Annotated in this window: 7 protein-coding genes; 1 reads left to right on the plus strand and 6 read right to left on the minus strand. The window is 28.8% G+C overall.

Annotated elements, in window-relative coordinates:
• Window positions 1-269 precede the first annotated feature (269 nt).
• From rlmN to uvrB, 6 genes are all read right to left on the minus strand, one after another.
• Entirely contained in the window at window positions 270-1,316 is a 1,047-nt protein-coding gene (gene rlmN / locus HMPREF3181_RS03355) for a dual-specificity RNA methyltransferase RlmN (protein ID WP_068472977.1), read from the minus strand.
• Window positions 1,317-1,904 (minus strand): DJ-1 family glyoxalase III, encoded by a 588-nt coding sequence (locus HMPREF3181_RS03360; RefSeq protein WP_068472980.1) that lies wholly within the window; start codon window positions 1,902-1,904, stop codon window positions 1,317-1,319.
• 14 nt (window positions 1,905-1,918) lie between these two features.
• Complete coding sequence (locus HMPREF3181_RS03365; RefSeq protein ID WP_068472983.1) at window positions 1,919-3,127, minus strand: ATP-binding protein; 1,209 nt, start codon at window positions 3,125-3,127, stop codon at window positions 1,919-1,921.
• Window positions 3,128-3,419: 292 nt separating this feature from the next.
• Window positions 3,420-5,480 (minus strand): hypothetical protein, encoded by a 2,061-nt coding sequence (locus HMPREF3181_RS03370; protein WP_068472986.1) that lies wholly within the window; start codon window positions 5,478-5,480, stop codon window positions 3,420-3,422.
• A 762-nt stretch (window positions 5,481-6,242) separates the two neighbouring features.
• Window positions 6,243-9,077 carry an excinuclease ABC subunit UvrA gene (uvrA, locus tag HMPREF3181_RS03375; protein WP_068472989.1) on the minus strand — a complete coding sequence of 945 codons (2,835 nt, stop codon included), beginning with the start codon at window positions 9,075-9,077 and terminating at the stop codon, window positions 6,243-6,245.
• Window positions 9,070-11,043: an excinuclease ABC subunit UvrB gene (uvrB, locus tag HMPREF3181_RS03380; RefSeq protein WP_068472993.1), complete on the minus strand. Its 1,974-nt coding sequence runs from the start codon at window positions 11,041-11,043 to the stop codon at window positions 9,070-9,072. The genes uvrA and uvrB overlap by 8 nt, the downstream gene beginning before the upstream one ends.
• 217 nt (window positions 11,044-11,260) lie before the next feature.
• Here uvrB and HMPREF3181_RS03385 point away from each other — a divergent pair, with 217 nt between their 5' ends.
• A complete protein-coding gene (locus HMPREF3181_RS03385) occupies window positions 11,261-11,959 on the plus strand; it encodes an ABC transporter ATP-binding protein (RefSeq protein ID WP_068472996.1) in 699 nt (232 codons plus the stop codon).

Below are 11,959 nucleotides of genomic sequence, written 5' to 3' on the forward strand. Positions count from 1 at the left end.
TAATTATTTTAAAAATTTGATTTGATAGCCTAAATAATTTTTTCTTATTTTATAATTTATTAAAATTTCAATATTTATAAGCATTTATCAATAAATATTACTTATTATATAAAATACATATATATAAATTTTTTATATAATTAATTTTAGTAAATATTGATATTTACAAATAATAAAATTATCAAATTATAAAAACTTTTAATAATAAATATTTATTTATTAATTAATTTAAAAATTTTTACATAAAAAAACTGACCTACTCAGTCAGTTTAATCTTCATCTTCTAATACACCTTGTCGAAGTTGTCCACAAGCTCCATTTATATCATCACCTTGTTTTTTTCTAATCGTTGCATTTATTCCATAATTTTCCAACATTGACTTAAATGCGTAAATGTATTTCGTACTTGGAGCAACTCCGTCAAATTCTTTTATGGAATTTAATGGAATTATATTTATGTGGCAATTTAATCCTTTTAAAATATTTTTTAATTCCAAAGCATGCTCTCTTGTATCATTTTGTCCTTTTATTATCGTATATTCAAAACTAACACGTCTTGAAGTTTTATCAAAATAATATTTACAAGCCTTTAATATCTCATCGATAGAAAAACTATCTGTAATCGGCATTATCTCTCTTCTTTCCTTTTGGAAAGGATTATGAAGTGAAATAGTAAGTGTTACCGGTAACTTTTCATCAGCAAGTTTATAAATATTGTGAACCAAACCACAAGTTGAAATTGTAATATTTCTAAGAGATAAATTTTTTCCTTTTTCAGAATTTATTAGTTTTAAAAAGCCAATTACATTTTTATAATTATCAAGTGGCTCACCAATTCCCATAATTACGATATTATTTACAGTTAAATTCAAATCGTTTTCTATTAAATAAATCTGGTTTAACATTTCTGCCGAAGTTAAATTTCTCTTAAAATTTTCCTTTGTAGATGCACAAAAAGTACAACCCATTCTACAACCGACCTGACTTGAAATACAAACAGTACAGTAACTACCATAGTCCATAAAAACAGTTTCTATTATTCTGTTGTCAAAAAGTTTTATCAAATATTTTTTTGTATTATCTATTTTCGATTCGTACTTTGTGTAAATTGTTGAAGTATTTATATATCCGATACCTTTAAGTTTTTCAATCAAAGTTTTAGGAAGTTGTTTACAATTTTCTATCTCATAATTTTTCTTTTGGTGCATAAATCTAAAAAATTGTTCAGCTCTAAACTTTTTTTCTCCTAAACTCAAAAATAAATCTTCAAGCTCTTCAAGTCTCATCGAATTAAATTCTATTTTTTCATTTTTCATTTATTTATTTTCTTCCTTTAAGATAAAACTCTTAAGCAAATGGTCAACAGATGCAAATCGAATTTGTTTTTCTTGAACTTTTCCTTTAATCTTTCTAATAAGAGTATATGCAAATTCTAAAGCAAGCCCTGCTCCTCTTGCAGTTATTATGTTATCGTCAATACAAATTGCATCTTCTTTTACATTTGCGTCTAACAACTCACTTTCCATTCCCGGAAATATTACTGCATTTCTACCGGATAACACACCAGCTTTTGCAAGAACACAAGGCCCTGCACAAATTGCAGAAACAAGTTTTTTCTCATCATTAAATTTCTTTACAATATCCAAAACTCTTTTATCATCTCTAATATCAAAAGCTGCAGGAAGTCCGCCCGGAATAATTATTCCGGCATACTCTTTTAAACTTATATTTTCAATTAAATCATCAGCTAAAACAGTTACTCCTCTGTTACTTGTTACTTGAAGTTTTCCGGTAATCGAAATCATATCAATTTTTATATCAGCTCTTCTCAAAAAATCAACTTGAGTTAGCGCCTCAATCTCTTCAAAAGTATCTGTTAATATTAACATATATTTTTCTTGCATATTCTCCTCCTAAATTAATCTAAATCTTCCAATAAAAAATCTATTATATTTTTATGAATTATTCCTTGTTGGCTAAAGTCAAAACTATCGAGTGACAAAACAAATTTTGGATAATTATCATTTACAAACTTATATGCACCAAATTCTCTTTCTCTTGTTGATTCTGTCGGCATTAAATAAGAAACTTGATAATAAAAAATTTCTTCATTTTTCTTAGCGATAAAATCAATTTCTTTATCTTTTACTCTACCAACTTCAACATTATATCCTCTTGAAATCAATTCAATAAAAACTATATTTTCAAGAGAGCGCTCAATATCCTTAATATTAGAAAATCCCACAGCCTGTCTAAATCCATGGTCTGTTAGATAATATTTCTCATCAACTTTAAGAAGTTTTTTCCCGAAAGTATCATATCTTGAAACTTTTTTTATAATAAATGCTTTTTTACAATATTCCAAGTAATTTAAAATTGTATCAACTGAAACATCTCTATTTTCATTTTTAAAATATTTTTTTATACTATTCGCAGAAAAATTCATACCTATATTTTCAATTACATAAGATAAAATTCTATTAAACAAATCGACATCTCTTATACTATTATATTCCAAAACATCTTTTATAAGAACTGTATTATAGACATCCGTTAAATATTTATAACTTGGCATTTCTTCTAAATTAAAATATTTTAAAAAAGGCATTCCCCCTATTTTTATAAATCTATCAAATAATTCTTCTTTCGATAAATTTTCTTCTTTAAAAACACAAACAAACTCACTAAATGTAAATGGCTGAATTTCAAATTCTACATATCGTCCAGCAAGTAAAGTAGAAATATCTCCTGAAATTAAAGTTGAATTTGAACCTGTAATGTAAATATCACAATTAAAATCTACTAACAATCCGTTAACAACTTTTTCCCAATCTTTAACCATCTGTATCTCATCGAAAAAAAAATACATTTTTTTGTTTGAGTTTTTCAAATAAGGCTTTAAATATTCTAAAAATTTTATCGAATTATTAATTTCTAGAAATTTCATAGATTCAAAATTGCAATATATCTTTCTTTCACTTTCAACATTAATTAACATTTCATCTTTAATAATCGATAGAAGGGTTGATTTTCCTACTCTTCTCATTCCTGTTAGTACTTTTACAATCGGCTTATCTATAAATTTTTTTATTTTATTAATATATTTAGGTCTAGTAATATAATTCATATGCTCATCTCCTTTTATCTATTATAAACGAAAATAAAACATAAATCAATAAATTTATAGACTATAATCGAAACTATTAAGCATTTTTTTAATTTTATCGATTATAGTCTAGAATTTTATTTTCCTCCTAAAAATGTAAATAATCATCTAATAATTACGCTGTATGAGTATTATACCCAAAAACAAAAAAATTTAAATAATACAAATTAATCTGTTAAAAATAAAAAAGAACACAGCAAAACTGTGTCCTTTTATTTGTTTTTTAACTTATTCTCAACTTTTTTGAAAATTATTAAGCTAAAGCACCTGATTCATCAAAACTATATTTAGTTCCGTTAATTTCTAATGTTTCATTGCAAGCCATTCTTCCGTCTTCTTTTGCATAGTACCAAACGCCACCTACTTCGAACCATTCGTTTTGAGCCATTCTTCCGCTTGGATTAGCAAAGTACCATTGATCATTTACAAAGAACCATTCGTTTTGAGCGATTCTTCCGCTTGCATTAGCAAAGTACCATTCGTTGTTTACATAAACCCATTCGTTTTGAGATAATCTACCGTTTGCGTTAACCCAGTACCATTCTTCGCCAACTTTAACCCATTGGTCAGCTAACATAGCACCTTTTTCATCAAATCTGTACCAAAGTCCGTTAATTTTACCCCAAGCGTTCTTGTAAACATCTTTTCCGTCTTTGTCTCTGTAGTACCAAACTCCGTCAACTTTACTCCAAGATTTTTCAACTACTTCTGAGCTGTTGATGTCAATTGTTGGTAAGTTGTTTTCTTTAGCAAAATCATTATATTCTTTAAGTTCTTTCAATAATTTTTCTCTTATCATATCCATTTCTGCTTTAGTAGCACCTTTTATAACAGCTTTATTATATTTCTTGAAAGATTCAAATAATTCTTTTGATTTTGCTTCAAATCTAGCTATATTTCCTTTAACTTCTTCAACAGCCTTTTTAGCATCATCAAGTTTTTTTTGTGCATCTTTTAAATCATTTTCTGCAGTTTCAACTCTTTCTTTAACTACTGGATTTTCAGGATCAGCTTTCAATTCTTTCTTTAATTCATCTAATTTTTCTTGTTTTTCTTTAACTTTAATAGCAACCGCTTCTTCTACTGCTTCATGTTCTTCTAACTTAGCTTTAAGTTCTTCAAGAGCTGCTTGTTGATTGTTGTACTTAGAAAGAAAATCTTGTGAAAATTCTGAATCAGCAGCTATACCAAGTGCAGAAACTTTTTCTTTAGCTAATTTAGTAGCATCGTCTAAAGCTTTTTTAGCAGCTTTTTCAGCTGTATAAGCCTTATCATATTCTGTATCATCAGCTTTTGGTGCTACTTGTTGTTGTAGAATTTCTGCTTTAGCTTTTTTTGCTTCACTATAAGAATCAAGATCTGCTTTAGCTATAAGTCCTTCGATCAAAGTAACTTTTTTTGCTTCAAGATTACCATGGTTTTCTTCTAGATATTTATCTACGTCTTCAATAGTAAGTTCTGTATTTGTTTTTAATACTTTTTCTATTTTTGCTTTTGCATCATCATAATTTTTTTCTGCAGTTGCTTTAGCTTCTTTAAGCTTGTCTTCTGTTCCATATTTTTCATAATCTTTTTTTGCTTTTTCATAAGCATTCTTTTCAGCTTCTAATTTATTAGCTGTTTTAAATTCAGCTACAGCTTTTACTGCTCTATCTTTAAATGACTCAATAAGATCGTTAAGTTTTTGATAATTTTCAATTTCATTAATTTCAGTTGCTAATTCATTTTGTGCTGTTAAAAGTGCTTCTTGTTTTTGTGCAAGAACTTTTTGTGCAGCAACAACTTCACTACTAGCTTTTGCTTTTTCTGCGTATTTATCATTAGGTATTTTGTCTGAAGCAGCTTTCTTTTCAGCTAAATCTTCTTCTGCTTTTCTAACTTCAGCACCTTGATTATCATCAATATCTTTTTCTTTTGCTTTTCTGTATTCTTTAATACTTTCTGCTTGACCTAAGAAGTTTTTGTTACCATAAGCTTTGTTTTCTAATTTACCAAAATCTGCAAAAACACTTTCTTTTGCTTCATATGTTCCTATTTTTTTACCTAAAAGAGCGTTTAAATCTTCAACGATAGCTTTAAATTTTAAAACTTGTTCTTTAGTCAAATCTTCAAAAGCAGCTTCTGATTCATAATCTTTAAATATTTGTACTGATAAGCCTTCATCTACTTTTTTAGCTTTTTCTGCTACTTCTTTCTTTAACTCATCAAGAGTTTTTTCTTCTTCTGCGTAAACAACTTTTGTAGCAACGTGAGCTACTGTTGGCACTACCATAGCTGAAGCTAATGCTAAAGCTAATACTGTTTTTTTCTTCATAAAATCACCTCACATAATACATTTAGAGTTTTCCTCCATAATCTTGTACACTGAAGATATGTACAAAACTAAAACAATTTATAGACCCGATCGGCCAGCCTACAAACTAAACTACTTAACAAAACAAAAGCCAATCGAGTTAAATGACTCTAATGATACAATTACTACAAAGTATATGTTTCAAAACAATCACAAGTCAATCTGGTTTTATTAAGTAGCATATCCACTTGTCTAAATCTACAACGATAAGAAAGATATGTTACTTAATAAAAGGATTTGAACTAAACAAACATTTACCTTAAATTATCTAGTGTAATCAATCATCTGATTTATATAACACATTATATATAATTTTAAAAAACATGTCAAGTTTTTTTATAAAAAAATTTTAACTTTTTTGTTTTTGTTACTTTTTTGTAATCTTTTATCTTTAAAATCATTTCAAAAAACTGTTTAAATATTGTTAACGATTTATAATTAAATTTACTTTAAAGAAATTATCAAAAGGAGAATTTAATTTCACGCATTATTTACCTTAATTAAAGTTATCAAAATGTAAATAATCGTATAATTCAAATTAAATAATGTTAATTAAAAATATTTAAAACAACTCTTTTACTTTACCCGAATATTATACCATAATTATAATATTTTTGCAAATAAAATCATTTTATTTTAGATATAAAATAAAAAAGATAAACACAAATTAATGCGTTTACCTTTTTAGATGTATTAGTAATTTAAGAGTTTATCAAAAATTAATTATTTTTCTTTTTCAAATATTTTTTTCAAAAATTGTCCTGTATAAGATTTTTCACATTTAGCAACTTCTTCTGGTGTTCCTGTTACAACGACAGTTCCACCACCATCGCCACCTTCAACTCCTAAGTCGATAATATGGTCGGCTATTTTTATCATATCCAGATTATGTTCAATAACTATAACTGTATTTCCTTGTTCAACCAATGTATTTAAAACTTCAATCAATTTCTTTATATCTTCGATATGAAGTCCTGTTGTAGGCTCGTCTAAAATATAAACTGTATTTCCAGTTCCACGTTTTGCAAGTTCGGATGCAAGTTTTACTCTTTGTGCCTCTCCACCTGAAAGCTCTGTTGAGCTTTGTCCTATTTTAATATAGTCCAAACCGACATCATATAGTGTTTGTAGCTTTCTTTTTATTGACGGGTGGTTTTCAAAAAATTTAAGTCCGTCCTCAACGGTCATATCTAAAACTTCAAAAATGTTCTTTCCGTTATATGTTACTTCTAATGTTTCTCTATTATATCTTTGTCCGTTACAAACTTCACAAGGGACATAAACATCGGGTAAAAAATGCATTTCAACCTTTATAGTTCCGTCGCCCTTACAAGCCTCACAACGTCCTCCATGAACATTAAAACTAAATCTACCCTTAGTATATCCTTTCATCTTTGCCTTTGTTGTCATTGCAAAGACATCTCTAATATTATCAAAAAGTTTTGTATATGTTGCGGGGTTGGAGCGTGGAGTTCTTCCGATAGGACTTTGGTCTATCTCTATAACCTTATCAAGTTTTTCATATCCCTCAATCCTATCAAATTTTCCAGTTTTTTGTTTACTTCTGTTTAATTTATTGGACAATTCCTTATTTAAAATTGAATTTACCAAACTACTTTTTCCACTTCCTGAAACACCCGTTACACAAGTGAATACACCGATAGGAAATTCAACGTCAATATTTTTTAAATTATTTTCTCTGGCACCAAAAACTTTAATTGTATCTGTATATTTTCTTCTTGTCTTAGGAACTTCTATTTTACTTTTTCCTGAAAGATATGCTCCGGTAATTGACTTTTTACTTTTCATAATATCTTTTAGAGTTCCTTGAGCGACTACCTCTCCACCATGAATACCTGCTCTAGGTCCAATATCTACAATATAATCAGCTTGACGAATTGTATCTTCATCATGCTCTACGACAATCAAAGTATTGCCAAGATTTGTTAAATTTCTCAAAGCACCTAAAAGTTTTTCATTATCCCTTTGATGCAAGCCGATACTCGGCTCATCTAAAACATAAACAACTCCAACAAGTCCTGACCCAATCTGTGTTGCAAGTCTAATTCTTTGACTTTCTCCGCCTGACAAAGTTCCTGCACTCCTTGATAAAGTCAGATACTCAAGTCCTACATCTTTTAAAAACTTTAATCTTTCTTTAAGTTCTTTTAAAATTCTTTCTCCAATTATATTTTCAGTTTCAGTAAGCTCTAAGTTTGAAAACCATTCATTAAGTTTTTCAACAGACATATCTGTAATATCTGCAATATTTTTATCCCTTATATAAACAGAAAGCGCCTTTTCATTAAGTCTTTTTCCTTTACAAGTTTCACATGTTTTTTCTGTCATAACTGTTTCAATCTTTTCCCTAAAAGACGATATCGGATTTGTATTATATCTTCTTTCTAAATTTTTTATAATTCCCTCAAAAGGCTTATTAAAAACTTTATTTTCATTCGAAAATTTACTTTCAAATCTAAATTTTACGCATCTATCATTCGTTCCATAAAAAAGTTCGTCCAAAGTTTCCTTGCTCAAATTTTTAAAAGGAGTATTTTCATCAAAACCATTATATTTTATGATTTCATTAAAAATTTTATAGTAGTACCCGTCTTCCCCTGTTGTCATATTGTAACACTCAATCGCGCCATCTAAAAGAGATTTACTCATATCGGGAACAACTAAATCTGGGTCAACAATCTTATGACTACCAAGTCCATTACAATCTTCACACATTCCAAAAGGACTGTTAAAGGAAAAAGTTCTCGGTTCAATTTCATCAAATGAAATATGCCCGTTTGGACAAGCCATTTTTTCTGAAAATAAAATTTCTTCCCCATTAACAACCTTAACTTTTACAATGCTATCGCTAAACTTAAAAGCTGTTTCCAAACTTTCTGCAAGTCTTGACTCAATTCCATTTTTCACAATAAGTCTATCTACAACAATATCAATATTGTGTTTTTTATTTTTATCAAGTTCTATTTCTTCGTTGAGTTCATATTCTTTTTCATCGATGATTACACGAACAAAACCTTGAATTTTTATATTTTCTAAAAGTTTTTTATGCTCTCCCTTTTTTCCACGAATAACGGGAGATAGTACAAAAATTTTACTTCTTTCTTCAAGAGCCATAACCCTGTCAACCATTTGGTCAATACTTTGACTTTTTATCTCCGTTCCACATTTTGGACATTTTGGAATCCCAATTTTTGCAAAAAGTAATCTCAAATAGTCATAAATTTCTGTAACAGTTCCAACGGTTGACCTCGGATTTCTGTTTGTAGTTTTTTGGTCGATAGAAATTGAAGGACTAAGTCCGTCAATATATTCAACATCAGGTTTATCCATTTGACCTAAAAATTGTCTGGCATAACTTGATAAACTTTCAACATATCTCCTTTGACCTTCTGCATAAATCGTATCAAAAGCTAAAGAAGATTTTCCGCTTCCACTAAGACCGGTAAAAACAACCATTTTATCTCTTGGAATTTCCAAATCTATATTTTTTAAATTATTTGCCTTTGCACCTTTAATTTTAATTGTATTTTTAGACATCTAATCCCCACATTTCCTTTAATCTCTTTATTTCATCTCTTATTGACGCTGCTCTTTCAAATTCTAATGAATCTGCAGCAGATAACATTTCGTTTTCCAAGTCGGCGATAAAACTTTCATAATTTGTTATTTCAACATTTTCAGTTTTGTATTCAGAAATATCTTCAGCAACCTTTGTCGCCTGAATAATTTCTCTAATATCTTTCTTAACACTCTTTGGTGTAATGTTATGCTCTATATTATATTTATTTTGAATTTCACGCCTTCTATTTGTTTCGCTTATAGCAATATCCATTGATTTTGTAATTCTATCTGCATACATAATTACTCTACCGTTCACATTTCTTGCAGCACGTCCAATAGTCTGTATCATAGAAGTTTCAGAACGTAAAAAGCCCTCTTTATCTGCGTCCATTATGATTACCAAACTAACCTCGGGCAAGTCGAGACCCTCTCTTAGCAAGTTAATTCCAACTAAAACATCAAACTTTCCAACACGCAAATCTCTAATTATTTCCATACGTTCAATTGTATCAATATCACTATGCAGATAAGTAGTTTTTATTCCTACATTTTTTAAATAATCTGTTAAATTTTCAGCCATTTTTTTAGTCAAAGTTGTAATTAAAACACGTTCGCCATTTTTTATAACTGAATTTACTTCACCAATTATATCATCAATTTGTCCTTCTGTTTTTCTAACTTCAATTAATGGGTCTAAAAGTCCTGTCGGCCTTATAATTTGTTCAACTTCTTCTAAGTGATGACTCTTTTCGTACTTACCCGGAGTTGCAGAAACATATAAAATTTGATTTATCATATTTTCAAATTCAGTAAATTTTAAAGGTCTATTATCCAAAGCTGACGGCAATCTAAAACCATAATCTACTAAATTTTGTTTTCTACTTCTATCTCCTTCGTACATTGCTCCTATTTGTGGAACGGTAACATGACTTTCATCAACGATAATTAAAAAATCATCAGGAAAATAATCTATTAGAGTATAAGGTCTTGATCCTCTTTCTCTACCACTCAAATGAGCTGAATAATTTTCTATTCCACTACAAAAACCAATTTCTTGTAACATTTCTAAATCATATTTTGTTCTTTGTTCAAGTCTTTGAGCCTCAACTAATTTATTTTCTTCATTTAAAACTAAAAGTCTTTCTTCCAATTCCTTAGAAATTGTACCGACTGCTCTTTCTATTTTTTCAGAACTTGTAGCAAAGTGAGATGCAGGATAAATTGCAATATGCTCACGAGTTCCAATTACATCTCCTGTTAAAGAATTTATTTCAGAAATTTTATCAATTTCATCTCCAAAAAATTCTACCCTAATGCTGTTTTCAGAAGAAGAAACGGGAAAAATCTCTAAACTATCTCCTCTAACACGAAAAGTTCCACGAATAAAATTAATATCATTTCTAACATATTGAATGTCAACAAGTTTTCTTATAACTTCATCTCTATCTTTTATCATTCCGGGTCTTAAAGAAACAACTAAATTTTCATAGTCAATCGGATCTCCTAAACCGTAAATACATGAAACGGACGCAACGATAATTACATCACGTCTTTCAAAAAGAGACATAGTCGCAGAGTGCCTAAGTTTATCTATCTCATCATTTATGGAACTATCTTTTTCAATATATGTATCAGATTGTGGAACATAGGCTTCAGGTTGATAATAATCATAATAGGACACAAAAAACTCAACAGCATTGTTAGGAAAAAATTCCTTAAATTCACTCGCAAGCTGATAAGCCAAAGTTTTGTTATGTGCAATTACAAGAGTTGGTTTTTGAACTTTTTCAATAATATTTGCCATTGTAAAAGTCTTTCCACTTCCTGTAACACCTTTTAAAATTATTTCTTTATTTCCTTTTTTAATCGAATCCGAAATTTTTTCAATAGCCTCCGGTTGATCTCCCGTAGGTTTAAATTTTGAATTTAGAACAAACTCCATAATGTACTCCTATTTATATATTAATCAAAAATTTTTTTATTAAAAATAATTTACCTATATTATACTATATTTTTCATCTATAACATAATTAATATACCGCAAAAAATTATTTAATAATCAGAATATAAACTCCTTTCCATTATAAAACAACTTGATAGTGTATATCAAAAGTGCTATAATTGAGCTGTAATAAAATTAAATTTTTATGGAGGTATTTATGTTTTTAGTTGTTAAAAATTTGAATAAAACTTATGGTACAAACGAAAATAAAATTTCCGTTTTAAAAGATATAAATTTTTCTTTAGAAAAAGGAGCACTTTGTACTCTACTGGGACCATCAGGTTCGGGAAAGTCAACATTGCTTAATGCTATTGGCGGACTTGAAAAAATTGACAGTGGGTTGATAACGATAAATAATTGTGAAATTTCAAGTTTAAAACAAAATCCCCTTTCAAATTTTAGAAGAAAATATTTAGGTTTTATCTTTCAATTTTATAATCTAATTCCGGATTTAAACGTAACGGAAAATATTCAAGTGGGTTCTTTTATACACAATGACCCTATGGATATTGAAAAATTAATAAAAGATTTAGGTTTGTGGGAACACAAAAACAAATATCCTAGACAATTATCAGGCGGTCAACAACAAAGATGTGCAATCGGACGTGCTTTAATAAAAAAGCCTGAAATACTGCTTTGTGATGAGCCTACAGGTGCTTTGGACTATAAAACTTCTAAAGATATTTTATCCCTACTTCAAAGAATAAACAAAGAGTATGAAACTACAATTATTCTTGCAACTCACAATGAAGAAATAACAAAGATGTCTAATATAGTTATAAGACTTAAAGATGGTGTCATATCTAAAGAAATGAAAAACGAAAAGGTATTGGATGCACAAGAATTGGAGTGGTAG

This window comes from Parvimonas sp. KA00067 (genome assembly GCF_001553085.1).
GTDB lineage: Bacteria > Bacillota > Clostridia > Tissierellales > Peptoniphilaceae > Parvimonas > Parvimonas parva.

What these genes read in the sequence shown, in the direction of transcription:
- HMPREF3181_RS03370 (WP_068472986.1), bottom strand. Translation starts at nt 5,480, where the DNA reads ATGAAGAAAAAAACAGTATTAGCTTTAGCATTAGCTTCAGCTATGGTA.
- uvrA (WP_068472989.1), bottom strand. Translation starts at nt 9,077, where the DNA reads ATGTCTAAAAATACAATTAAAATTAAAGGTGCAAAGGCAAATAATTTA.
- HMPREF3181_RS03365 (WP_068472983.1), bottom strand. Translation starts at nt 3,127, where the DNA reads ATGAATTATATTACTAGACCTAAATATATTAATAAAATAAAAAAATTT.
- rlmN (WP_068472977.1), bottom strand. Translation starts at nt 1,316, where the DNA reads ATGAAAAATGAAAAAATAGAATTTAATTCGATGAGACTTGAAGAGCTT.
- HMPREF3181_RS03360 (WP_068472980.1), bottom strand. Translation starts at nt 1,904, where the DNA reads ATGCAAGAAAAATATATGTTAATATTAACAGATACTTTTGAAGAGATT.
- uvrB (WP_068472993.1), bottom strand. Translation starts at nt 11,043, where the DNA reads ATGGAGTTTGTTCTAAATTCAAAATTTAAACCTACGGGAGATCAACCG.
- HMPREF3181_RS03385 (WP_068472996.1), top strand. Translation starts at nt 11,261, where the DNA reads ATGTTTTTAGTTGTTAAAAATTTGAATAAAACTTATGGTACAAACGAA.